This window comes from Streptomyces sp. HUAS TT7 (genome assembly GCF_051550175.1).
Classification (GTDB): domain Bacteria; phylum Actinomycetota; class Actinomycetes; order Streptomycetales; family Streptomycetaceae; genus Streptomyces.
The window spans coordinates 105241-128938 of the sequence record NZ_CP196175.1 but is presented as its reverse complement, the minus strand read 5'-3'; the positions used below and the strand labels follow the sequence as shown (position 1 = coordinate 128938).

The 23698-nt window shown below is 70.9% G+C and carries 23 protein-coding genes and 2 pseudogenes; 19 read left to right on the top strand and 6 right to left on the bottom strand.

The features are described 5' to 3' along the window. Window positions 1–56 precede the first annotated feature (56 nt). From ACSHXC_RS00670 to ACSHXC_RS00625, 10 genes are all read left to right on the top strand, one after another. The gene (locus ACSHXC_RS00670; RefSeq protein ID WP_438289616.1) at window positions 57–1508 is read left to right on the top strand and encodes a CoA transferase; all 1452 of its coding nucleotides are present in this window, start codon (window positions 57–59) and stop codon (window positions 1506–1508) included. A gap of 153 nt (window positions 1509–1661) precedes the next feature. Then, window positions 1662–1787 (top strand): hypothetical protein, encoded by a 126-nt coding sequence (locus ACSHXC_RS00665; protein WP_438289615.1) that lies wholly within the window; start codon window positions 1662–1664, stop codon window positions 1785–1787. A gap of 26 nt (window positions 1788–1813) precedes the next feature. Then, window positions 1814–2005, top strand: a complete 192-nt coding sequence (locus tag ACSHXC_RS00660) for a CoA transferase (protein ID WP_438296366.1) — start codon at window positions 1814–1816, stop codon at window positions 2003–2005. Window positions 2006–2029: 24 nt separating this feature from the next. Then, window positions 2030–4750, top strand: a complete 2721-nt coding sequence (locus ACSHXC_RS00655; protein ID WP_438289614.1) for a BTAD domain-containing putative transcriptional regulator — start codon at window positions 2030–2032, stop codon at window positions 4748–4750. A gap of 128 nt (window positions 4751–4878) precedes the next feature. Then, the gene (locus tag ACSHXC_RS00650; RefSeq protein WP_438289613.1) at window positions 4879–5580 is read left to right on the top strand and encodes a DUF4232 domain-containing protein; all 702 of its coding nucleotides are present in this window, start codon (window positions 4879–4881) and stop codon (window positions 5578–5580) included. 1172 nt (window positions 5581–6752) lie between these two features. Further along, window positions 6753–6863 carry a keywimysin-related RiPP gene (locus tag ACSHXC_RS00645; RefSeq protein WP_438289612.1) on the top strand — a complete coding sequence of 37 codons (111 nt, stop codon included), beginning with the start codon at window positions 6753–6755 and terminating at the stop codon, window positions 6861–6863. A 23-nt stretch (window positions 6864–6886) separates the two neighbouring features. Continuing rightward, entirely contained in the window at window positions 6887–8734 is a 1848-nt protein-coding gene (locus tag ACSHXC_RS00640; RefSeq protein ID WP_438289611.1) for a lasso peptide isopeptide bond-forming cyclase, read from the top strand. Further along, a complete protein-coding gene (locus ACSHXC_RS00635; RefSeq protein WP_438289610.1) occupies window positions 8731–8985 on the top strand; it encodes a lasso peptide biosynthesis PqqD family chaperone in 255 nt (84 codons plus the stop codon). Before ACSHXC_RS00640 ends, ACSHXC_RS00635 begins: the two co-directional genes overlap by 4 nt. A 22-nt stretch (window positions 8986–9007) precedes the next feature. Then, window positions 9008–9442 (top strand): lasso peptide biosynthesis B2 protein, encoded by a 435-nt coding sequence (locus ACSHXC_RS00630; protein WP_438289609.1) that lies wholly within the window; start codon window positions 9008–9010, stop codon window positions 9440–9442. 104 nt (window positions 9443–9546) lie between these two features. Beyond that, a complete protein-coding gene (locus tag ACSHXC_RS00625) occupies window positions 9547–11277 on the top strand; it encodes an ABC transporter ATP-binding protein (RefSeq protein ID WP_438296365.1) in 1731 nt (576 codons plus the stop codon). Window positions 11278–11833: 556 nt separating this feature from the next. On the opposite strand, the gene ACSHXC_RS00620 is transcribed toward ACSHXC_RS00625, so the two are convergent. Next, entirely contained in the window at window positions 11834–12064 is a 231-nt protein-coding gene (locus ACSHXC_RS00620; protein ID WP_438289608.1) for a hypothetical protein, read from the bottom strand. 1031 nt (window positions 12065–13095) lie between these two features. On the opposite strand from ACSHXC_RS00620, the gene ACSHXC_RS00615 reads away from it, so the two are divergent. The 4 genes from ACSHXC_RS00615 to ACSHXC_RS00600 all read left to right on the top strand — a co-directional run bounded on the left by ACSHXC_RS00615 (window position 13096) and on the right by ACSHXC_RS00600 (window position 15380). Further along, window positions 13096–13518: a hypothetical protein gene (locus tag ACSHXC_RS00615; protein ID WP_438289607.1), complete on the top strand. Its 423-nt coding sequence runs from the start codon at window positions 13096–13098 to the stop codon at window positions 13516–13518. A 14-nt stretch (window positions 13519–13532) separates the two neighbouring features. Continuing rightward, window positions 13533–14036, top strand: a complete 504-nt coding sequence (locus ACSHXC_RS00610; protein ID WP_438289606.1) for a hypothetical protein — start codon at window positions 13533–13535, stop codon at window positions 14034–14036. Next, window positions 14033–14389: a hypothetical protein gene (locus tag ACSHXC_RS00605; protein WP_438289605.1), complete on the top strand. Its 357-nt coding sequence runs from the start codon at window positions 14033–14035 to the stop codon at window positions 14387–14389. Before ACSHXC_RS00610 ends, ACSHXC_RS00605 begins: the two co-directional genes overlap by 4 nt. A gap of 619 nt (window positions 14390–15008) precedes the next feature. Beyond that, the gene (locus tag ACSHXC_RS00600; protein WP_438289604.1) at window positions 15009–15380 is read left to right on the top strand and encodes a hypothetical protein; all 372 of its coding nucleotides are present in this window, start codon (window positions 15009–15011) and stop codon (window positions 15378–15380) included. 541 nt (window positions 15381–15921) lie between these two features. Here the strand turns inward: ACSHXC_RS00600 and ACSHXC_RS00595 are convergent. The 4 genes and pseudogenes from ACSHXC_RS00595 to ACSHXC_RS00580 form a co-directional block, all read right to left on the bottom strand. Continuing rightward, window positions 15922–16786, bottom strand: a pseudogene (locus ACSHXC_RS00595) (geranyl diphosphate 2-C-methyltransferase). Beyond that, window positions 16783–17310 carry a terpene synthase family protein gene (locus tag ACSHXC_RS00590; RefSeq protein ID WP_438296363.1) on the bottom strand — a complete coding sequence of 176 codons (528 nt, stop codon included), beginning with the start codon at window positions 17308–17310 and terminating at the stop codon, window positions 16783–16785. The pseudogene ACSHXC_RS00595 and the gene ACSHXC_RS00590 overlap by 4 nt, the downstream one beginning before the upstream one ends. Then, window positions 17238–17876: a hypothetical protein gene (locus ACSHXC_RS00585; protein ID WP_438297090.1), complete on the bottom strand. Its 639-nt coding sequence runs from the start codon at window positions 17874–17876 to the stop codon at window positions 17238–17240. The genes ACSHXC_RS00590 and ACSHXC_RS00585 overlap by 73 nt, the downstream gene beginning before the upstream one ends. Further along, entirely contained in the window at window positions 17873–18832 is a 960-nt protein-coding gene (locus tag ACSHXC_RS00580) for a family 2B encapsulin nanocompartment shell protein (RefSeq protein ID WP_438289603.1), read from the bottom strand. Before ACSHXC_RS00580 ends, ACSHXC_RS00585 begins: the two co-directional genes overlap by 4 nt. A gap of 226 nt (window positions 18833–19058) precedes the next feature. Here ACSHXC_RS00580 and ACSHXC_RS00575 point away from each other — a divergent pair, with 226 nt between their 5' ends. The 4 genes from ACSHXC_RS00575 to ACSHXC_RS00560 all read left to right on the top strand — a co-directional run bounded on the left by ACSHXC_RS00575 (window position 19059) and on the right by ACSHXC_RS00560 (window position 22515). Next, window positions 19059–19544, top strand: coding sequence for a nuclear transport factor 2 family protein (locus ACSHXC_RS00575; RefSeq protein ID WP_438289602.1), 486 nt, complete (start codon window positions 19059–19061; stop codon window positions 19542–19544). 220 nt (window positions 19545–19764) lie between these two features. After that, window positions 19765–20523, top strand: coding sequence for a class I SAM-dependent methyltransferase (locus ACSHXC_RS00570; protein WP_438289601.1), 759 nt, complete (start codon window positions 19765–19767; stop codon window positions 20521–20523). A 197-nt stretch (window positions 20524–20720) separates the two neighbouring features. Continuing rightward, the gene (locus ACSHXC_RS00565) at window positions 20721–21674 is read left to right on the top strand and encodes a TauD/TfdA family dioxygenase (RefSeq protein WP_438289600.1); all 954 of its coding nucleotides are present in this window, start codon (window positions 20721–20723) and stop codon (window positions 21672–21674) included. A 667-nt stretch (window positions 21675–22341) separates the two neighbouring features. Continuing rightward, window positions 22342–22515 carry a hypothetical protein gene (locus ACSHXC_RS00560; RefSeq protein WP_438289599.1) on the top strand — a complete coding sequence of 58 codons (174 nt, stop codon included), beginning with the start codon at window positions 22342–22344 and terminating at the stop codon, window positions 22513–22515. Between the two features lie 76 nt (window positions 22516–22591). On the opposite strand, the gene ACSHXC_RS00555 is transcribed toward ACSHXC_RS00560, so the two are convergent. After that, window positions 22592–22945 (bottom strand): Hpt domain-containing protein, encoded by a 354-nt coding sequence (locus ACSHXC_RS00555; protein WP_438289598.1) that lies wholly within the window; start codon window positions 22943–22945, stop codon window positions 22592–22594. Window positions 22946–23382: 437 nt separating this feature from the next. Between ACSHXC_RS00555 and ACSHXC_RS00550 the strand changes: the two are divergent. Continuing rightward, window positions 23383–23697 (top strand): annotated as a pseudogene (locus ACSHXC_RS00550) (winged helix-turn-helix domain-containing protein); the annotation flags it as partial. Window position 23698 lies beyond the last annotated feature (1 nt).

The following is a 23698-nucleotide window of genomic DNA, read 5'->3' as shown; positions in this document are numbered from 1 at the left end:
TCGCGGATATCCGTGAATCCAGGTGCTCGGGTGGTGCGGGGAACGACCATCCCGGCATGACTTCGAACACGCTGACCACAACAGACCCGACGACACCGCTGCCGCCCACGGGCGAGATCGTCTCCCGGCTGCTGCACACCCTCGGCGACCCCGATCCGGCCCGGGGAGCCGAGGACATCACCGTCGTCGGGGCCGACCCCCTGGTGCCCTCGGTGCACCGCCTCGCCGATGCCATGTCCGCCGCGATCGGTGTCTTCGGACGGCAGACGGCGGCGCTCGGCGAACAACGCGGCCACCGGCACCAGCGGGTGGAAGTGCGGGCCGAGGCCGCGATCGACCAGCTCATGGCCACGTATCACACCACACTGTCGGGGCGCCCGATCGGTGTCCTGCTCGACGATCCGGCGCTGCTCGGCAACAACGACTTCTACCGGGCCCGCGACGGCCGGTGGATCTTCATCATCACCACCTATCCGCATCTGCGGGACGCGGTCCACTCCGTGCTGGGGTGCGTGCTCGACAAGGTGGGGATCGCGCGGGCCGCGGCCGGCTGGGACGCGTTCACGCTGGAGGAGGCCATCTGCGCGCGGGGCGGCGTCGCCTGCGTGGTGCGCAGCCGTGACGAGTGGCTCGCGCACCCCGCGGGGCGGTATGTCGCGCAGCGCCCGGTCGTCGAGATCGAACGCGTCGGTGACGGACCGCTCCGGCCTCTGGAGCCGATCGGTGAGGCCGATGAGGCACTCGCGGGCGTACGGGTGCTCGACCTCACTCACGTCATCGCCGGACCCGTCGCGGCCCGGCTCCTCGCCCAGTTCGGCGCCGACGTGCTGCACTTGTCGCGTCCCGACCGCCCCGACCCGAACCCCATGATCGCGATGACCGGCGGCGGCAAGCGCAACGCCTACTGCGACCTGCGCGACGGTCACGACCGTGCGGCCTTCCACGACGCGCTCCAGGACGCGGACGTCTTCGTGAACGCCTATCGGGGACTCGCCCGGCACGGCGCGTCGACCGAGGAGCTCGTCCGGCGCCGCCCCGGACTCATCACCCTCGAATACCATGCCTGGGGCGCCGAAGGCCCCTGGAGTGAACGCGGTGGGTTCGACCAACTCGCCTGCTCGGCAACCGGGTTAGCCATCGAGGAGTGGACCGACCGGCCGTCGCTGCCACCGACGTACCTGCTCAACGACTACCTCGCCGCCTACCTCGGGGCCGCCGCCGTCGCGACGGTCCTGCGCCGACGCGCGGCGGAGGGCGGCTCCTGGCAAATCCGCGTGACCCTGGCCGGGGTGTGTCACTGGGTGCAGAAACTCGGCCTGCTGGCACGGGAGGACGTACTCGACCTGCCCCTGCCCCGGCCCGGGCACGCGCTCGCCGCGCTGTCGACCACCGGGACCGACTTCGGCCCGCTCACCGAACCGGCGACACCGTTCGCGTACAGCGGGCGCACGGTCCCCCAGCCCGGCCGGCGTACCCCGCTCGGGTCTGCCGCGCTCCAGTGGCGCTAGGGGGTGTCTCCCCGATCTTCGTGGGCCCCCGCCTTCCCCAAGCTCTCGGCTTCGCTCGAGCAGGAGAGACCCCATCGGCACGGCACCACGTGTCCGCCGCCGCCCGTACCGCACCACCGTTCGCCCGCCCCACCCCCCAGGAGGCACCGGAAGATGTCCGATGAACCAGGCGGCCCGTCCGGCCGCGGACTTCTCGCCGGGGCCCGCGTCATCGAACTGGCCGGCGTGATCACGGCTCCGTACGCTGCCCAGCAACTCGGCGACCTGGCGCTGACGTGATCAAAGTCGAGCCGCCCACTGGCGACATGACGCGCCACTACCCGCCGCGGCGCCACCACAGCATGGGTGGCACGGCACTCAACCTGAATCGCAACAAGCGCAGCGCCGTCATCGACCTCTCAAGGCCACCGCATGGCCGCGATGCCCTGCTCGCCCTGCTGCGCACCGCTGACGTCTTGCGCTGTATCCGTACGACGAGACGTCCCGATCCCCAGTAGCCCCCGGAAGATAGGGTTCTGTCCATGGAGTTCCAGGTCCTCGGCCCCGTGTCGGTCAGCGGGAGCGACGGGCCGTTGCCGCTCGGGCCCGCCAAGCGGCGCAGCCTGCTCGCGATGCTGTTGCTGCGGGCCAATGTCGCGGTCTCCGTCGACACACTCACCGAGGCGCTGTGGGACGACGAACCCCCCCTGCACGCTCGCACCGTGATCCAAGGTCATGTCTCGCGCCTTCGGGCACTGTTGGCGGGCGTCGACGCATCGGCGTACGGCGTCGAGCTGAGCACGCGCGGCGACGCGTACCACCTGGAACTGCCGGAGATGCTGCTCGACGCCCACCGCTTCGAGGGTCTTGTGGCGCTCGCCCGCCGCGCCACCGACCCCGGTGACAGGGCCGCGCTGCTCACCGAGGCGCTCGCCCTGTGGCAGGGCCCCGCGCTGGTCGGCGCCTACCCGTCGCCGCTGCTGCGCTCCGCCGCGCACACCCTGGACGAGGCGCGGCTCGCCGCGGTCGAGCTGCTCGCCGACACGTACGTCGTGGGCGGTGAACACGAGCGCGCCGTCCAGCTGTTGCGGCCGGAGACCGGGGCCCATCCGCTGCGCGAGCCGCTGGCCGCCCGGCTGGTCGAGGCGCTGCACCACGCGGGGCGTTCCTCGGAGGCCCTGGACGCCTACCACCGCGCCCGCCGGGTCCTCGCCGACGAGCTCGGCGTCGGTCCGGGCGCCGAGCTGACCGCAGCCTTCACCCTCGCCCTCGGCCCCGACAGTGCCCCCGCGGTCCCGGCCGATACGCCCCAACCCGCCCGGGAACCAGCGCAGTTCCGGCCCGACCTGCTGCCCCGTACCCCGCGCGGATTCCACGGCCGCACCGCCGAGAGCGCCGCGCTGACCGCGGCCGCGGCCGGACCTGACGGGCCGGTCGTCGTGGTCACCGGCCCCGCCGGGGTCGGCAAGACCGCACTGGCCGTGCACTGGGCGGCCGGCCGGCGCGCCGAATTCCCAGACGGGACTCTCTACGCCGATCTGCGCGGGTTCAGCGACACCTCGGACCCCGAACCGGCCGAGCTGCTACGGGAGTTCCTTGTCGCTCTCGACGTTCCACCGTGCCGGATACCTGAGTCGGCGGACGCCGCCGGTGCCCTGTTCCGCTCGCTCACCGCCGAACTGCGCCTGCTCGTCGTCCTCGACAACGCCCGCACCTCCGCCCAGGTACGCCCGCTGCTGCCCACGGGACCCGGCTGTGTCACCGTCGTCACCAGCCGTGCCCGCCTCACCGGTCTCGTCGCCTCCGACGCCGCCCGCGTCCTCGCCCTCGACGTCCTCGCCACCGACGACAGCGTGGCCCTGCTCACCTGCGTCCTCGGCGAGCACCGCACCGCCGCCGAGCCCCAAGCGGCCCGCCGCACAGCCGAGTTGTGCGGCGGACTACCGCTCGCGCTGCGGGTCGCCGCCGCTCGGCTCGTGGAACTCCCCGCCCTCGGCCTCGCCTCCCTCGCCGACCGGCTCGCCGACGAGCGCCAGCGGCTCGCGCTGCTCGCCGCCGAGGACATCGACGTCGCCTCCGCGCTGCGGCTCACCACCGCCCACCTCCCCGCCGACGCCGCGCAGCTGTTCACCGCGCTCGGCCATCACCCGGGCACGCACGTCGACCGGTTCAGCGCCGCCGCCCTCGCCGGCACGACCCCGCCGGATGCGGCCCGCGCCCTCGACCGCCTGGTCACCGCGCACCTGCTCACCGAGACCGCCCCCGGCCGCTACGCCCTGCACGATCTGGTCCGGCTCTACGCGCGTGGCCAGAGCCACGACCCGGCCGCCCGCACCGCCGCCCGGCTGCGCCTGTACGACCACTGCGTGGCGACCGCGCTGTCCGCGTCCGAGGCCGCGGAACCTGGCGGGGAGCCCGCCTTCGTACAGCCCGATGACTTTCAACAGCCTCCCGCCGTACGGGACTTCACCAGCCGCGAGGAGGCGCTCGGCTGGTTCGCCGCCGAGCGCGACGACCTCGCCCTGATCGCCGCTGCGGCCCGCGCCGAGAACCGGCCCGAGCGGGCCTGGCGGATCGCCGTGACTCAGTGGCCGCTGGTGGTCTGGCGGGTCCTCGCCGACTGGGCGCCCACCCTGGAGGCCGCCCTCGCGGACGCCCGCGCCTGCGCCGACCCCTATGCAGAGGCCCGCGTCCTGACCCTGCTCGGCTGGGTGCTCGCCGAGGAGGGCCGCACCGCCGAGGCCGTCCGGCACCTGCGTGTCGCGCCCGAACTCGCGGCCCGCGCAGGCGACGTACTCGGCGAGGCCACCGCCCTGGTCAACCTCGCCGCGGCCCTCCCCGACGACGAACCCGGCGCCGCCGAAACGGCCTGCACCCGAGCCCTCGCCCTCGCCACCGAGGCCGACGACGCGCACACCCGGATGCTCGCGCTCCAGCACCTGGCCCGCATCCACCTCGGCGTGGGCCGCCACCAGCAGGCGTACGAGGCGGCCGAAGTGGCGCTCGGCCTCGGCCCCGAGCACGAGGCGGTCGCCCGGCGCGTGCTCCTGCGTACCTGGCAGGGCGAGGCGCTGGCCGGGCTCGGCGACACCACGGCCGGGCGGCGCCGCCTCGCGCAGGCCGCGCTTGAGGCCGAGCAGACCGGCTACGACGCGGGCGCCGTCACCGCGCTCGACGCCCTACTGCGCATCGCCGACCAGGACGCACTGCCCGAACTGCGGCGCCGGCACGCGGCGGCACACGCCAGGATCCGGGAGCGTTAGCCGGGCGTTAGCGCCGCCGCCGGCGCTCGTTAGTGATCTGCCAGCGCGCCGCGACACCTTCTTTCGTGTAAGGGGAAACGACCTCGTGCAGGATCGCGACCCACGAACGAGAACCGGGGGAACCAGCCATGCGCACCACCACCCGTCCCGCCCTGCTCGCCGTCGGCGCCGTCGCGACGCTCGCCCTGTCCCTGACCGCCTGCAACGACGGCAGCGGCACGAAGGACGGCGGCGCCGCCGACACCGGGGCGTCATCAGCCGCCCCGTCGGGTTCCGCCGCGGCCTCGGCGTCGGCCGCGGGCTCGTCCTCGGCGTCGTCCGGGGGCGGGACGAGCACGAGCGGTGGAGGCAGCTCGTCCTCCGGCACGGGCGGGGGCCGCGTCACCGCGGCCTGCACGACCAAGAACACCTCGGTGACGTTCCTCCAGTCCTCGGGCCACGCCAGTGACGCGCAGGCCGCCGACGCCACCCTCAAGATCACCAACACCTCGGAGGCCCCCTGCACCATCGTCGGCCCGACGACCGTGGTCGCCGCCGACGACCAGGGCAAGGCGAGCCCGGTCTCGGGGGACAACTCCAAGGACGGCTCGGACGCGGTCGACGTCCCGGCGGGCGCCGCGGTGGTGGCGGACGTGCTGTACAACGACGTGAACGGCGAGGGCACCAAGTCGGCCCGTTACACCTGCCCGGTGCAGGCGTCCCACGTCAAGGTCGCGCTGCCCAAGGACGTGAGCACCACGGTGAACGTGATGAAGGCGAACGGCTCTCCGGGCGGCGTCTTCAGCGTCTGCGGCACCGACTTCAAGGTCGGAGCCTTCGCGGCACGGTAGGGCTTGCCGCGGCCCCGTGCGTTCGCACAATCCTGGTCATGACGGCGTGGATCAGGAGCAGGTTCAGGTACTGCCGTCGGCGGTTTGAACGGTTGAGCTGCCCCAGGGCCAGCAGCGGAGTGAAGGCGCGATCTTATGCGTGGCGGAATTATGCTCCGCTGCTTCCTGTAAGCGGTCGCGATTTCAGGTCCAGGGTCTTTGAGAAGTCTCGATGCGGGTGGTTCGCCTGCCGAGCACGGGATGTGACGACTTGTCGGCTCGTCGCGGTGGGCGGCCCTGGAAACAGTGCAGGCATGGCCGCTGGTGATCATGTGGGTGTCGAATCCGGATGAGCACCGAGCGAGTCCACGCCTGCCCTTTCACCCTCCCGCATGCCATCCTGTCTCGATCAACTGCGGGACGCTTCTGGTTCCGTGGCACCGGAAACCATCGCTGACCTGCGGGCCTACCTGAATGAAGTGCCCGACCCCGGAGCCCGTCGCGGGATCCGCCACCCATGGACTGCCCTGCTGACCGCGGAGGCAGCGAGGTAGACGGTGGCCGGGTCGGTGGCATGCAAGGCGACGCCCTCGGCCGCTTCGAGGGGGGAGTGTGCCCGTGCGTCCGGGGCCGGCAGGTGGCGTGTGCCCAGGCGGGCGCGCCGCCCGCCGGTGATCCGAGAGCCACTGCCCCAAGGTGTAGGCGCCTTCGAGGTGTTCGTGGGGCACCTGGCTCTGCTACGGCGCGAACGGGCCCGCTTCCGGACCGGGAGCGACCTTTACGGGTGCTGCGGCGTTGTCCGGGACGACACGTGTTGTGAACCGAGCCCCCCGGTTTCCCGTGGGCGACTGGTCCCGGCTTCGGCCAGGACCAGTCGCGCGTTGCGGCGCACGGTGTCCGGTCCGATCACGGAACCGAAGAAAGGGGGGGCAATGCGCCGGACGCCGTCCGCATGGGCGCGGGGCTGTGCGGATACAGCATCGGCGCACGCCGACCTCCAGCCCGTGGCAGCCAAACTGACTATCTATGCATAAATGTGCGATCGAACACATAGATGCGAATATATACGTATTGTCACACCCAGGGGATGGGTTGCTACGTTCTTCGCAAGCGGTGAACCACCCTGCGCCTGGCGGGAGTTGAGCCTGGTGCGGGGCTGGTTTTCCTTTCTTTTCTTCCCCGGAGGAGACGTCATGAAGAAGACGTACGAGGCTCCCACTCTGGTCCGCCGCGGCGGCTTCCGGACGAAGACCGGTCTGCTCAAGCAGCACGGCAACGACCGCATCGTCCTCAGCAAGAACTGAGGCCGGGCGACTGATCCCAGGCCATGCCCTCATCGCGTGACTATGCGGGCACGGGCTGCGGCGGCGCGTACTTCGCGGTCCTTCCGGACTGCGGGGGCGCGTCAGCCGCGGCCCGCCGCCTCCCTCGCCACCCCGGTATCCGGACACTCGACCACCCCTCCGGCAGGCCGTGGATCACCGGCAGCTGGACCGATGACGAGTGCGTCACCGCCACCACTCGAAGGGCCGCGCTCGCCGTGGTGGGCTGCTGCCCCGTCGACCCCGATGTCCTGCGGCGCCACGCCGAGCGGCTGGACGACCTCGCCGGACTCGACACACTGGCCCGCACCCTGCCCGGCAGCTTTCACCTGGTGGCCTCGCTGGACGGCCGGGTGAGGATCCAGGGCACCGCCTCCGGCCTGCGGCTGGTCTTCCACGCGAACGTCGCGGGGGTCACCGTGGCCGCCACCGCCGCCGACCTGCTGGCCTCGGCCGTCGGCACCGATCCCGACCCCCGTGAGCTGGCCGTCCGCCTGCTGTGGCCCGTTCCCCACCCCCTGTACGAGACTTCCGTCTGGCAGGGCGTGACCGCCGTGCCCCCGGGCGAGGCGCTCCACCTCGCGTCCGACGGGCTCACGGTGCGCACCTCCCGCTGGTGGACACCGCCCGAGCCGGTGCAGCCCCTCGCCGTCGGTGCTCCCTTGGTGCGGCAGGCGCTCGCCGAAGCGGTGGACGCCCGCACCCGGCAGGGCGGCGTGGTCAGCTGCGACCTCTCCGGCGGCCTGGACTCCACCTCGGTGTGCTTCCTGGCCGACCGCTCCCCGGCCCGCGTGCTCGCCAGCACCTGGCCCGGTCGCGACCCGGCCGACGACGACCTGGAATGGGCAAAGAGGGCCGCGGACCACCTGCCCGACGTCGAGCACGTCGTGTGGGACGCCGACGACTCCCCGCTCGTCTACACCGACCTGCTGGACATCGACGACCCCATGGACGAGCCGACCATCGGCGTCATGGACCGGGCCCGCGTCCTTCACCACCTGCCCGGCCTCAGGGAACGCGGCAGCCGGCTGCATCTGACCGGCATCGGCGGCGACCACATCGCCTGGTGCTCCGAGGCCTACTACCACCAACTGCTGCGCCGCCGCCCGCTGTTCGCCCTGCGCCAGCTGCGCGGCTTCAAGGTCCTCTTCGACTGGCCCCTGTCGGGCATGGCCAGGACCCTGGCCGACTCCCGGCCGTACGGCAGGTGGCTGGCCGACGCCGCCACGCACCTGCGCGACCCCTTCCCCCTCACCGTCACCGGGGCCCTGGGCTGGTCGGCTCCGCCCCGCCTGTTCGACTGGGTCACTCCCGAGGCCGAAGGGCTCGTCCGCGAAGCCATGACCGAGCTGGCGGCGACCGCGCGGCCGCTGCACCCCGACCGCGGCCTGCACGCCGATCTGGAGGCCATCCGCGACTGCACCCGCGTCGTCCGTCTGTGGGACGGCATGGCCGCCCGCGCGGGTGTGCCCATGGCCTCGCCCTTCTTCGACGACCGGGTCATCGAGGCGTCCCTCGCCGTCCGGCCCCGCGAACGGGTCACCCCGTGGGCCTACAAACCACTGCTCACCACGGCCATGCGCGGCATCGTCCCCGACGAGTGCCTGCGCCGCGCCAACAAGGCCCACGCTTCGATGGACGCCTCCAACGGGCTGCGGGAGCACCGCGGCGACCTGCTCGCCCTCTGGGACGACTCCCACCTGGCCCGCATGGGCCTGGTCGACGAAAAGGTCCTGCGCGCCCTGGCCCGCCGCCCGGCAACTCCCGGGCTGCAGGACGCGATCCTCTACTCCACCATCGCCTGCGAGGTCTGGCTACGAAGCCTGACGCGGAGAAAGGGGCACAGCACATGACCGTGCGGCTCAGCGCCGACATCTGCACCACCGAGACCACCTACGGAACCGTCCTGCTCGACCAGCGCAACGGAGAGTACTGGGAGCTCAACCCCACGGGCACGCTCGTCGTCCACACCCTGCTGGAGGGCGGCGACGAGGAGGACGCGGTCGACGCGCTCATGGCCGAGTTCGACATCGACCGCTCGCAGGCCGCGCGGGACGTCGCCGCGCTGACCGAACAACTGCGGGCCTCGGGGCTGGCCGCATGAGCGAGCGCAGCGAGGTTTCGGCATGAGTACCCCCAGCGCCCTGGCCCGCCCCACCGGCGTCCCCCGCGCGCACCGCCTCGGCGCCCGCGTCGTCCTGCCCGCGGCCTACCTGATCGCCCGGCTGCCGCCCCGCCGCATCCTGGCCCTGCTGACCGTCTTGCGGCGCGGCGCCGCGCCCGCCACCCGCGGCCAGGCCCAGGCCGCCCGGGACGCGCTGTGTGCGGTGAGCCTCTTCTGTGCCGGGCCGCGCGGCTGCCTGCCGCGTTCCCTGGGCGCCGCGCTGCTGTGCCGCCTGTGGGGCGTCTGGCCCACCTGGTGCACCGGCGTCCGTGTGGTGCCCCCCTTCAGTGCCCACGCCTGGATCGAGGTCGACGGCCGCCCGATGGGCGAAGGCGTCCCCGACGACTACTTCAGCCGCCTGATGAGCGTCCCCCCTGCCTCCCGGAACACGCCGTGACCGAGCAGGTCGCCACGGACGCCGACCCGCGGTCCGGCGACGACACTCCGCCGCCGGACCCGGCCGAGGGCGGTCGCCGGGGCGCGCCCGGGGCGGTCGTCACCATGGTGCGTCTGGCCGCCGGCCACCGGTCCGCGATCGCCGTCGCCTCCGTTCTGACCCTGGCCGGCTCGGCGATGGGCCTGGCCCAGCCGCTCGTCGCCCGGCGCATCGTGGACGCCGCAGGACATGAGCGCCTGCTGGGACCGCTGTTGCTCCTGGCCGCCCTGTTCGTCGCCGAGGCGGCTGCCGGCGCGGTCGGCCGCTTCCTGCTCGAACGCATGGGGGAACGGGTGATCCGGACCATGCGCCACGGGCTGGTCTCCCATCTGCTCCGCCTCGACATGCGCGAGTACGGCCGGCACCGCAGCGGCGACCTGATCTCCCGCGTCACCGCCGACACCACCGTCATCCGCGAGGCGGCAGCCCAGGCCCTGGTCGACCTGGTGACCGGCATCCTGGTCTCCGTCGGCGCCCTGGCGCTCATGGCATGGATCGACCCTCTCCTGCTCCTCCTCGTCGCCTCCACCGTCGTCGCGGCGGCCGTCGTCGTCGCCTCACTGCTGTCCGGTATCCGGGCCGCCGCCGAACGTACCCAGGGAGCCGTCGGCGACATCGCCGCCGACCTCGAACGAGCCCTCGGCGCACTGCCTATGGTGCGGGTCCACTGCGCCGAGGCCCGCGAAGCCCGGCGGATCGGCACCCGGGTGGAGTCCGCCTACGACGCCGGTGTGCGTACCGCCAAACTGGCCGCGGTCATGAGCTCGGCGGTCGAACTCGCCGTCCAGGGCTCCTTCCTGCTCGTCCTGGTCATCGGCGGCATGCGAGTGGGGGGCTCCGAGTCCCTCGGAGAACTGGTGGCCTTCCTCCTCTACGCCTCCTACCTCGTCGTCCCGCTCTCCTCCGTCTTCCGCGCCATCGGCCTCATCCAGCGCGGCATGGGCGCCTACCAGCGCGTCGACCAGGCCCTGGCGCTCCCCGAGGAACCCGCCGGCTCCCCGCGCCCTCCTGCGCGCCCCCGCCGCCCTCGCCAGGCCACCGCCCGGACCGCCGACGCGCTCGCTCTCCGCGAGGTCCACTTCGGCTACCTGCCCGGCCGGCCCGTCCTGCGCGGCGTGTCCCTGTCCGTGCCCCATCGCGGCCAGGTCGCGCTCGTGGGCCGCTCGGGCGCCGGCAAGACCACGGTCTTCTCGCTCGCTGCCCGGTTCTACGAACCCCAGGCGGGCGCCGTCTTCTTCGACGGGCATCCCGCCCCCGAACTGACCCGCCGGGAGTGCCGGGCCCGCATCGCCCTGGTCGACCAGAACACCCACGTCGTCCACGGCACCCTGTGGGACAACATCACCTACGCGATGCCCGGCGCCGACCCGGCCGAGGTCCGGGGAGTGCTGCGCCTGGCCAACCTCACCGACGTCGTCGACCGGCTCCCCGGCGGCCTCTCCTGCGTCCTGGGCGAGCGCGGCACCACCCTGTCGGGCGGCGAACGCCAGCGCATCGCCCTCGCCCGCGCCCTGCTCACCCGGCCGTCGCTGCTCCTCCTTGACGAACCGACCTCCCATCTGGACGCCATCAACGAAGCCGCCCTCAGCCAGGTCATGCGCGACATCGCCCGGCGGTGCGCGCTGCTGGTCATCGCCCACCGGCTCTCCACCGTGCAGAACGCCGACCGCATCTACGTCCTCGACGCCGGCCGCGTCATCGCGGCCGGCACCCACGAGGAACTCCTCGACCGCAGCGCCACCTACCGGGAACTGGCCGACGCCCAGACCCTGCGCGGCCCCGGCGACAGCGGTTGACGAGAGGCCCGCCGAGCAGGAGATGGGAACTCTCCGACGCGCCTGCCGATGCAGGAGTTGCTGCGGCGAGACCACTACTTACGAGTCGGTGCGGCTGCTGCGAGAGCGAACGCCGCGACGGTCCTTCGGATGTCCATGCCTTGCGAACGGCTACTGGCGCAGCTGGTGACCGCGCATCGCCTCAGGGTGACGCGCGGTCACCAACTGCGGATCGTCCAGCCCTACGCGGATCCGTTTCGCCCCCGACTCACCCGTTCGCGCCTGGGCGGAGCACCCGGCCCTGGCTCTCTGAGGCGACCGACGTCCTACAGATCAAGGGAGTTGTCACCGTTGATGGTTCTGGCGCGGTCAGGGCCGATGCGGTGAATACGGCTCTCGCGCGCGGGAGCCCGACGGGCGAGCCGCCCCGCAGCCGGTGACCCGGGACACCGTGCGGACGGGCGGGGTCCGCCCGTCCGTCCGCACACGCTGTACGACAGCACCAGAATCGTGGAGGGCAGGAAGGACCGTTACCGGCGGGGGCTTTTCTCCGGAAACGCAGCGTCCCCTCGCCCTGTTACAGGCACGGGGGCGCTTCGTTCAGGAGTGGGTCAGGTCGCCTGGTGCATTGGGCGAGGCCGATGATGAGGCCGCCGAAGACTCCGCCCAGGACGGCTTCGGGCTGGCCCAGGGCGGCACCGAGGAGGCCGAAGGTGGCTCCCTCGCCCATCTTGTCTCCGATGCAGTTCATGCGGCCCCTCTTGTCGCTGGACGCGGCGGGCTGCATCATGGCGGCCGTCTTCATCATGGTCTTCTTCGCGGCGGCCCGTGCGGCGGCTGTGGCTGTACGGCACCGGGGCCGCCTGTCCTTCTGGATGGGGCCATTCGGCCTCCGTGCACAGGCCGACCGGCCCCATGGACGGGCCCATTCGGCGGCTGGCCGGCCGGGGGCGCCGGGAGGACGGTGGGTACGGGCTCGAAGAGCGGGCCGGCCGTATCTCCCTCCCACGCCGGGCGGCCGGGCAAGCCTTCGTGCTGGAAAGGGTGTTGTCCCGAACCGGCCCCGTGCGGACCGGAACGCCCTGGAGAGACCTTTGCGGCGCCGTGTGCGAGGGCGGCGCCGCGAAGGCGAGTCTCCGCCGGTCCGGCCGGATCGGCACGGTTTCCTCACCGCCCCTGCGGCCTACGATGCGAAGGAGATACCCGGGCGGCGGCACTGGGCATCGTGCGCCAACCGGTCCAGCCGGCCGCCCTCTTGGCGCCCGGGCCTGCGTTCACCGTCCACCCCGTTCATGGGGTGGCCGGAGCTGCCGCACCGACATACGGCGGCTCCGGCCCTTCTTCCTCACGGCGTTGTTCGAGCCGGGGTCGCTCGCGCAAGTCCCGGGCGCCGGTGAGGACGGTGGGAGCGAGGAGAGTGCGGAGGGGAGTCCACCTCCTCGCGCAGGCGGCCGCCGCCGCACCGTCCATGACCGGGCGGCGGCCGTCCCACAACCAGCAGACACTGGTTGGCAGTTCGACTACCTGCTGGGGTCCCAGATTCACCTTCCGTCCATGCCCTTTCATCGAGGCAGGGAATCGCTGCGTCACCGGCAGAGCCGATGGCGATGGGCGCAGTCGGAAGACATCCGGGAGGGGCCTCGAACCCGCCCTCATAAAGGTGGCACCGACCCCTTTTCGGTCGGCGCCGGCAGGGCGGGGTTCTGGCCCGGTTCTCGGTGCAGCCTCGTTCTGCGGCGACCGCCGCACCGGTCACCAGGGCCCGCCGGAACGGCAGAAACCCCGGCTCACGGCGCGACGTCCACGAGTGCCCTTGGAACATACTCCCGACCACCTCGCATGGCCCCTGCACGGCCCGGGATTGGCCAGAGTCAACTCCCCTCCGGACCCGAGGCCGGACCAAGCGGCACGCCGACACCCACGGCCCTCCCGCTCGGCAGTCGGAGCGGGTCGCCGACGTCAGCCGTCGACCTCGATGCCGAAGCCGACGCCGACCTCGGGCTCGCCCCGCTCCTCGCCGGCCACATCGACGCCATCAGCGATCAGGCCGACCGCCTGCACGTCCTCGAACTCCTGCGCACCGCAAGGATCACGATCAGTGACCGGGCCGAGGACGCGGACGACGTCTTCGACCCCTCCCTGGCCCGCTACCGCGACAAGTGCCGCCCGGCCACTACCTACACCGACCAGGGCCGCCTCCACTACGACCTCGTCCTGGACCTTGCCGAGCAGCTCCGCGCCCACTTCGCGGACGAGGACTGAAAGGGCTCCCTGCCGTGCCTCACCTGGTCGCGCTGAAGCTCCGCGACGACGTGCGCCGGCTCTGCGAGGGCCGACGGCACGAGCGAGGACGACTTCACCTACGTCCTGGTCCGCCCCGAGGAGATCGACGTCGATGCCCTGACTCCCGCGCCCGCGCCCTGGCCTTCCACGGCTGTCCCGGCCACGGGAAGGGCGCGGTCCGCCTGGAGCGCGACGCCCTGGTGCGCGAGGGCCCCAACTTCGCCTACCACCACGGGGACGGCCCCAAGGCGGACATCGAAGGCGCCAAGCACCAGTCCGCCATCCAGACCTCCTGGGCGAGATTCCCCGCTGACAGTGCGCTGAGCACCGCCCAGTGGCTGGAGCGCGAAGTGCGCACCTTCCCGATGGACTGCTACCCGGTCGGTCCCGCGCACGGCCCGCGTCTGCCCGCGGACATCGTCGCTGCGGCGGCCGCCGACCAGGCGGTCACCCAGGACGGTTTCGCCGTCTTCATGGAGGGGCACGGCTGCCCATGAGCCTCACCGGCTGGGACACCCTCAAGGACACCGGGGCCTTGCCGACCCCGGACCGGTACGTCGACGGGCGGCCCCAGTGGCACCCCGACACCCTCGCCCGCTACGCCGGTCGCCGCCGGGAGCTTCGGCCGGTGAGCCGGGTCGCCGAATACCTCGGCTACACCGGCTCCTCCGCCACCGGCACCACCCGCAAGCAGCTCTCGCGCTGGGGGCTGCTTCCCGAAGGCCGAGGGCCCGGCCGCGGCGGCGAATCCCTCTACGCCGCCGACCAGATCACCGCCGCCCACACACACCGCCCCGGACGCGGCGCCCGCACCGACCTCCACCCACCGGCCTCCTCCGGCGGCGCATAGACCACCAGGTCCCGCTCCGGCACAGCCGATGAGCAGCACCAGCGCGGCCGAGGCCGTCGGGCCGGGGCTCTCGGCTGCAGGCCCGGCCCTCGTCTGCGGCTCAGGTTTTGCGGACGGCGCTGGTGAAACCGGCGAGGAAGAGGGCGCTCAGGGCCCAGGCCCCCCCTTCCCTTGCCGCCCGGATTGCGGCGGCTGGCGGACTGGGGCCGGTCGGTTCGTGGATCTGGCCGCGCCCAAGGTTCCCGACGGATCAAGTGAAGCCTCGCGCGCATCACTTGATTCGGATTCAACTGGCGTTTTCTGGAGATGACTTGAGACGGAACGACTCCTGGGCTGGGGGGGGGACACCATGGCAACGATCGATCCTCGTCGGGGACTCTCCATCGAGGGAGGGATCTCCATCAGCGGGGCAGTTCCCGAGGTTTTCCAGCACGTCCTTGGGCAGGCTCTGGGCCGGGCGCCTGGCAACACATCTCAGGTACCGCCCACTCCCGTGGAGCCGTTCTTCCGGGACTCGGACTTCAGATCTCTGGTTTCCCTCGGGCATCACGAGGGGATCGGCGACGCCCGTGTGGTGACGGCGCGCAGCACCGGTGAGGGACCGGCCGTTGAGGGGTTCGTGAGCAACGACACCGTGGAGATCGGCATCCTGATCACCGATGCGCGGGAGCCGAGTCTATGGGGCCGCTACCAGGCGCTCGGTTCACGCTTCCAGCGCGAACTACATGGGCTCGCCGACTCCGCGGACTTCGCGCTCACACGCGTCGAGGTCCGCGAGGGTTCCCTCTGGGTGTGGTTGAAGATCCAGATGAAGCGAGCCTGGGCCTGGCTGCGTGCGAACAGCGGCTCGCTTCGCTGGCTGCAGGACCACAAGGACGACGTGACGTTCTGGGTCAACACCCTGTCGCAGCTCGCAAGGCTCCTGCGGAAGCTCCTGCACCTGCTGTGGTGGTTCTTCTTCGGTGGCGGCCCACTGCCGGACTTCGGATGACCACTGGGTCAGTGGATGCCCCCTGACCGTTCGCTACCGCATGCCCGTGCTGGCAGAGGTCGCAGGGGTGTCCGTCCCACAGGGGAAATCGGGGAAGCTCCCGGCGGGGCCCCGGACCTGCCCGGCTCGTCGAAGTCGGCTTCGTCGGAGTGCGGTTGAGCGTGCCGGGGCGGTCGGCCTGGACACGGCTCTGCGAGGTCAGCGCCTTCGCCCGTACGGATCCGGCCCGGACGTCCCGCGGCATCCTTCTTGGCGCCGTTCGCGTAGTAGCCGTCAGCGGCGCAGGACGTGAACCACGCGGTCCCTGCCAAGGATCGGGGCTTTCTCGCATCCCCGCGGGGGCGACCAAGTAGGGGCCGACCCGTCAGCCGCTGTGGCTGTGGCTGTGGCCCGGCGGTGTCACGTCGATCTGGAAGGCAGCGCAGGTCGGAAGCCTGCCCGGGTGGCGTGTCCTGCGATCGTAGTCGCGGGTGAGGTGGCGGTGGTCTACGGCCACCGTGGCGGTTGGTAGAGGCAGCTCCGGAGGCTGGCGCCCTCTGGGTTATGTGCGGTCGGCGGTGATGAGGAGGTAGTGGAAGCTGCCTTCGCGGTAGGCGGTCAGGAAGGCATCTTCGATGCCGGTGGCGAGGTGGGAGCGGGCGCGCAGTTCCCAATAGGGGATGGTGAGCGGGGTGAGGTCGGTGACGGTGATGGGGACGAGGCCGTTCGCGTTGAGGGCTTTGAAGTAGGCGCTGCGGGGGTGGATGTTGCAGGTGTAGTGGGTGTCGATGCGGCTGACGGCTTGGGAGCGGCCTCCGGTGAGGTCGTTGGAGCAACCGGTGATGCACACGTAGCGGCCTCCGGTTGTGAGGACGCGGGCGAACTCGGCGAAGGCTTGGGCGAGGTCGACGTACATGGTGGTCTAGTTGGTCCACACCGCCTGCCGGGATCCGGACTCCAGGCCGGTGTCGAGCATGTTGCGGAAATGGAAGCGGACCTTGTCGTCGAGGTCCTGGCGCCGGGCCTGGGCGTTGGCGAAGTCGACCTGGTACTGGGAGATCGACACTCCGTCGACGTGGCATCCGTAGCGGCGGTGTGCCATGAAGGAGGTGCCGCCGCGGCCGGAGCTGGCGTCCAGGAGCCGGCGTTCAGGTGTGATGGGGCCGAGGTGGTCGAGCAGGAGGTCGGCTTGTGCGCTTTCCAGGCGGTGGAGTTCGCGGACGGTTCGCTGCTCGTGGTCGGGGGCGGTGGTGTCGAGGACGGTGGGGTCGTAGGCGCCGATGCCGTAAATGGTGGTGGTACAGCTCGTCGACGTCGCCGAGGGCGAGGTTGACGTCGTCGTTGACATGGGTGTCCCAGTAGGCGGCGACCGCCCGCTGGTAGTCGGTGCGCAGCACGGCCCGGGTCGGGTGGGGTGAGGTGGTCATGTTCTCTCCATGTCGTGGGGGGCGCGCCCGTCGGCGGCCTGCCGGTGGTATCGGGGGGCGGTCCGGTGCCAGGCGAGGCTGCCGGCGCACCAGTCGAGTACGCCGTCGAGGAACCGGTGGAGTTCGCTTCCGCCGCGGTGGGCCAGGTCGTCGCACTGCTGGCGGAAGCGGTGCATGAGCTCGTTGTGGAGGTCGGCGCTGATACGCAGGGCCTCCTGCGGAGTGCAGGGCTGTTCGGCCGTGATGGCTCGGGGGAGGTTGAAGTCCCCGTGGGCACCGGTGGCCTCGGTGTCGGCGGAGTAGATGTCGTTGGCGATGGAGGCTGCCAGGGAAGCGGTGCCGACCGCGTCGTGCACGTCGGGGTGGGCCCAGACCTCGGCGGGCAGCCGGTAGCCGCCGAGGGTGTCGACGGCGGTCATGCAGGGCAGGAAGCTGTTGGCCTGCCGGTTCATCAGGTACTCCCATACCTGTGGCTGGTACCGGGTGGCACGCCAGGTTGCTTCCTGCGCGAGGGCGGCGAACAGGGTCCGCAGGGTGTGGCGGGTCCGGTCGAACCGGGGTGGGAGTGGTGACGCGCTGCAGGTGGCCGGCGGCGGATCGCAGGCCCTTGATTGAGTGCGGGGTCGTCGCGGGTGGCGGCGTCGAAGGCGGCCTCGTGGCGGTCGGGCAGGTGGACCCTGCCCAGGACGGCGGAGGCGGTCGCCAGCCGGGATCCCAGCAGGCTGGGCACGGCTCCGAGGTCCGGGTCGTCGCAGTAGTGGTCGTCCAGGGCCCAGATGGCGAGCGCGCACCGGGCCGGGACCATGAGCAGGTCCTCGTCGTCGGTCGCGGGATGGCACAAGGTGGCCAGCCGGCCGAAGCCCGCGTCGCGCACCCGCTCCATCCGGCCGTGGTACAGCCCGATACGGTCGGCCCATTCCAGGAGGCGTTCGTCAAGCCGGCCGGCCAGCACTGGATCGTCGCGCCGCGGCGGTGGGCAGTCCAGACGCGGCATGGCAGCCGCCCGGCCGAGGACCGGTTGCGAAGGCCGCGCGGCGAAGCGGCCTGCGGCGGAGGTGCCCGGCCCGGTGGGGCCGCCGAGCGGGCTCACGTCAGGTCCGGTGGCTTGTTGTAGTGGCCGACCTCGACGTTCTCCAGGACGCCCAGCGCACTGGGCAGGAGCGGTGCCACCGAGTAGTAGTTGCTGACCAGGTACGACAGCGTCGCCCGGTCGTCGATGCCCATGAAACGAACGGACAGCCCCGGCTCGTACTCGTCGGCGATGCCCCGCTGGTAGAGGCCGATCACCCCGCCGTTGTCCTCTCCGGTGCGCAGAGCCATGACCGAGCTGGTGAGGTCGGCGGAGATGGGGATCTTGTTGCACGGCAGGAACGGCACGCCGCGCCAGGCCACCACGTGGTGCCCGTTGAACTCGGTTCCGGGCGGACAGATCCCGGCACGGGTGCACTCGCGGGCAAAGGCCGCGACGGTACGCCGGTGCGCGAGGAAGAACTTCGTCTGGCGCCGCATCGAGATCAGCTCGTCGAGGTCGTCCGGCGTCGGCGGACCGTGCCGGGTCGAGATCCGCTGCTGAGGGTCCGCATTGGGCAGCAGCCCGAACTCGGGGTGATTGACCATCTCCTGCTCCTGGCGCTCGCGCAGGGCCTCGACGGTGAGCCGCAGCTGCTGCTCGCTCTGGTCCTGGGGGCCGTTGTACAGGTCGCCGACGCGGGTGTTAATCCGCAGTACGGTCTGGGCGACGCTCAGGGGGTACTCCCGCGGACTGACCTCGTAGTCGACGAACGCCGCCGGCAGCTGCGCTTCCCCGCGGTGGCCGGAGGCGACGGCGATGTCGGCCTCGCCGCGGCGCGTCATCGCCGGCCGGGGACGGGCGAGGTAGCTGTCGATGTGCGCGGTGAGCTTGGGTGATCCGGCGCGGATCTCCTTGAAGGTGCGGCGTGGGAGGACCAGCACGGTACAGGCGGTCGCCGCCCGGTAGGTGAATTTCCGCTTGCTCTTGCTGGGCGTCCCGCCGCTCGGCCCGTACGCCGACGCCTCATGATCCACGGCTCAGTCGGGCGACTCGCGGGATCGAACCGATCATCTCATCAAGGGGCCCGGGCACATCCAAGGTTCGGGGAGCGTTGCCGGAGCTGTCGGCGGTACCCGGGGTCGGCGCTGCGTTGTTCGGGGCGTGGGGCGGCACGAGTGGGTGGCCGGTTCGCCACCTTGTCCGTGTCGTGGTGGTCCCGTCATCATCGCCGCGAGGAGCTGTTCCCGAGCGATCGGAGTGATGGTGAAGCTGCAGCCTTTGCTGACGCGTGAGCAGCTGATCGAACGGAACCTTGAGGTCGTCGGATTGCACATGGAGCGGGAGGTATCCGACCTCGACGCGGCGATGGCGCTTTACACCGACGACGTCGTCTGGGAGGCGCCGGCCCGTGGTGTTGTCTGCCAGGGCGCCGAGCAGATCAAGGCTGTGTACCGGGATCTGTTCGCTTCCCTTCGTATTCACACCACGACCACGCTGCTGCGCACGGCGAACGAGGAGTGGGTGTTCAACGACAAGATCCTGACCGTCACGGTCGTCGACGACCGGATCCCGAACCTGCCCTTCCCTGTAGGCGCCAAGCTGTCCGTCCGGAAGCTGGGGGCCTTCCAGCTCCGCGACGGCCTGATCTGCCGCGAGATCTCCCACGAGGCGTGGCGGCCCATCGACGGCCCCACCGCGCATGACGACATCCCGCGCGACGCCCATACCGTGCACCACGGCGCTTAAGGCCGTGCCCTGCGCTACGCGTCGGACCGGCCGCTTGCAGCAGCACAGCGCGGCCTCAAGGAGGCACGCGGATACGGCGGAACGACCGCAGGTCGGCGCGTGCGCGGGCACTGGTCTCGCGGGGTCTCAGGCACGGAACCGCGTCGATAGCCTCCGGGAATGAGTGAGCAGACGGGGCGGAACGACGACGCTGCACCCTTCGCCCGGAAGGATCGCGGGCATGGCATCTGACGCGGACCAAGGCCGTGCCCTGTCGTTCGACGCCGTTGCCGCGCAGTACGCAGCCGCTCGCCCCGGCTATCCGTCGGATCTTTTCGATGCCGTGGAGGAACTCGCCGGCCGGACGCTGGTCGGCGCCGATGTACTGGACTGCGGGGCCGGAACCGGTATCGCCACCGGGCTGCTGTGTGAACGCGGTGCCCGTGTCGTCGCCCTGGAGCCGGGCGCCGGAATGGCAGCCGAGCTGCGCCGGGCCGAGCCGGAGGTCCCGCTGGTGCGGGGCGAGGGCAACCGCCTGCCCTTCGCCTCCGGCAGCTTCGACGTGATCACCTACGCCCAGGCATGGCACTGGACCGACCCGGCCTGCTCCGTCCCCGAAGCGCTGCGCGTGCTGCGCCCCCATGGTGTGCTGGCGCTGTGGAGGAATCACGCCGACCTCGGCGTCGCGTGGGTCGCGGCGGAGGAGGACCGGCTCGCGCCCTTTATCCACAGCCGCCCGATGAACGTGCCCGTGGTGTTCGCTCCCTTCCCGGTCCGGGTGACCACCCGTGAGATCGCGTGGTCGCGCCGGATCGCCGTCGAGGAACGCATCCGCAACCTCGCCACCCTCTCGCACTTCGTGGTCATGGACCCCGTGGAGCGGGCGGAACTCCTAGGCCTCAACCGCACCGCACTGACACGGCTCTTCCCCGACGGCGAGCTCGACGAGCCCTACCGGTGCGTCCTGACCCTCGTAAGGCCGACTGACATCCAAGCCTGATCACGGCCGGAATGCATCCGGGCACTCACCTCAAGGAACCGACACCGGGGGTGCGCTCTGGCAGCGGAGCCCGCCGAGGTGCCACTGTGGATTGCCATCGCAGTAACCATGGACTCGTAGACGGCGCCGAGTTGGAGGAGGCGTCGACGCCTGGATGTGCTTCAGCGAGCAGCGGACATAACGCTACGGAGGCTCCGATGGAGACCGATCGCCTGCTGATCACCGCGAGCGGGCAGGGAACGGTGGCGCAGGCAGACCTGCGGGCGCTGGCCGATGCCGTCAGCCAGGACGGGTATGCGGTGGTGAAGGTCGACGTCCCCGCGCCGGACCAGGACCCGTTGACGGTCCTGGCCGACGCGCTGGGACGCAGACAGCTGCATCCCCGAGGCGATCAGCATGGCGTCATCGCGACGGTGACCGGCAACGGCGGCCAAGCGGTGCACGAGCTCTGCGCCGCGTGGCGCGACCATGCCGATGAATACCAGGCCGTGGGTCTCAAGGACGTGGGGTGCCATACCGACGGCGCGTTCATCGACGGGCCCGGCGTGGCTCCACCGGCTCTGCTGATGCTTCATTGCGCTCAGCCGGCGGACCTGGGTGGCGAAAGCATCCTGGTGGACGGTGCGACGCTGTTCGAAGCGGTGCGGCAAGCAGACCCGCCTCTGCTGCGTGAGCTCCTGCGCCCGCAGTTCACGTTCTGCCGGGACGAGCTGATCGCAGTCAACCAGCCGGTCTTCAGCCGCCGTGGCCGCACGGCCCGTGCCATCCGCTGGCGCTTTGACAAGGCCCTCTACGGCACCCAGCCCGCCCTCAAGGCCGCCCGAGCCTTCCACGACGGGTACGTCCAGACCGCACCCAGCACCCAGATCCTGCTGCGCCGCGGGGAGATCCTCGTCGTCGACAACCTGCGGATACTGCACGCCCGCAAGGAATCACACGGACAACGGATCCTGCGCCGCGCGTGGATCGCCGACGAAGCATGCGAACCCGTGACCAACCTGACCCACAGGGGCACCCACCCACGCGCCTACCAAGCCTTCGACTTCTACCAGCCCCTCCCTCACAGCACCCGGCAACACCCCGCGCCATTGTCCCTGGGCGCCAAAAGCGCTGTAGGTGATGAGGACCTGCTCTCCTTCTTGCCCATGTGATCACTGATGATTTCGATCCAGGATGACGGTGTTTGGGCGAAGAGCACGTCCGGCTTGATTGCGGGGAGCAGGTCGCCGTCTCGGTGGCGGAGGGGTCGGCCAGGGCGCGGTGGTGGCGTTGCCGGCGAGTGGCCGGGGGGCAGGCTCGGTGTGCGCGGGTAGCTCGAAAAGGTCGGGGTGAGCGGGCCTTCCGGCCGGTTGGGGGCCGGGAGTGGGGGAGACTGGGCGGGTGACCACAGACCCACGCAGTCCTTCAGACAGTAACGCCCCGTGCTTCAGTTCTCCGGAGCCGGTACGTCCATCTCGGGTCGAGCCCCGCTCGGCGGCCGGTGCTCCGCCCGCTACCTTCCTTGAGCCCCGGCTTCGGCCTGACCTGTCGGCCGACGCATCAGTTTCCTGATCACGCTGCAGCGTCCTCTGAGACTGCTCATCGGCTTTGCCGCTCATGGCTGTCGCTCCCTGGCGGTGGCGTGACGACTGGTCATCCACCAGCCGCTGGACCTGTAACTGTCCGCAGCAGGACGCCACCATGCATGCATAGAGGACGAACGGTCATATCCGGCCAGCCCCCGATGAAGTGGATTGGAGCGTCTCTCACCACACGGGAAACATGGCCCCGAACGGGAGAGTTCAACACGCAGAACTTGGCAGGGAACTGGAGTGGCAGGTGCACCTGGCCGACGAGTCGTTCCTTGCTGCGACCGACTGGTTCGACCTGGTGGGCAGGATGCTGCATCCGCGCCGTGCGGCGGTCAGCGGCATGCTGCCCCGTGTTCCCAGGGACTTGTCCGGCGGCACCTCAGCCTCCGAGCGAAGACTGGTCCGCCAGCCCGTGCACTGAATTCCCGCGCGAATGGATATTTCTGATCCGCACATGGTGAACTGGCGCCCGATCCCGCTCCGCCCGTCAAATCGGCTCAGTCCAAAGAGGTTTCCTTGTCGAGGTCGTCTCCATAATGCGACTTGAGGCATGTCTTGGTGGCGTCGTAGTCGCGTCTGATCTCGGCGATGATGGCACTGCAGGTAGCGATCCGGTCCTGTGCTGAACGCTCCGGTTCCTTGTTGGCAGAAGCCTCCATGAGCTTTTGGCAGCCTTGCGCGAGCCGCTTGGCCCCGATGGCAGTTGATGATCCCCGGAGTTTATGGGCCTGAATTTCCAGATCCTTGAAGTCCTTGCTGGCCAGCGCGCTGTCGAAGTTCTGGAGATCCTCCTTGGCCTGGTTGATAACGGCTTCGCAGGTCCCTTCCAAAAGCCCCCCCGTCACCTTCACCCAAGGTGGCGACGACCTCCTCGAAGACCTGAACATTCATCAGTTCCTCATTCGTGCTCATCAGTTTTCCTTCCGGTGTGCGAATGTTCTGGCAAGAGCGTGCTCGTTCTGCTCTGGCTGTGGACGTCTGCCGTAATTCCGGCCGTGGTGCTGCGGGCTTCGCCAGATCTCTTTTGACTGTTCACGCCGTTCTGGCGCAGCAGGGGCGGGCTGTGGTGACGGTGCGGCCCGCCGTCTGTCTCGTCGCCGCGTTCCTGCCCGTGCCCCGTGTCTGGGGAGCGATCGGACCAGCCGACAGCCAGGTGAATGAGCCTGCCGGTGCGACAGGCCGGGCCGCCCGTCCCGTGGGTACCACTCGGCGAAGTCCTCGTCCACTCCCGTCCGGCTACGGACACGCGAGCAAGGTGCTCGGCATCCTTCAAGCACAGGCCCCGCGCAGCGCCAGTGCCCAGACGGTCCTGCGCCTGGGGCCCGTGCACATCGAGCCGTCCAAACGGCAGGTCAGCGTGGACGGTTCCATCGTCCACCTCACCCGCAAGGAGTTCGTCCTGTTCGCCCTGCTCGCCCAGAACCCCGGCGTGCTCCTGCGACGGGAGCACATCATCAGCGAGGTCTGGCACCCCAACTCGGCGGTGACCGAACGTGCCCTGGACCTGCAGGTCGCGGCTCTGCGCGCCAAGCTGCGCATGCCCGACCTGATCGAGACCGTACCCGGTGTCGGCTTCCGCCTCGTCGCCCCGGCCTCTCAATGAA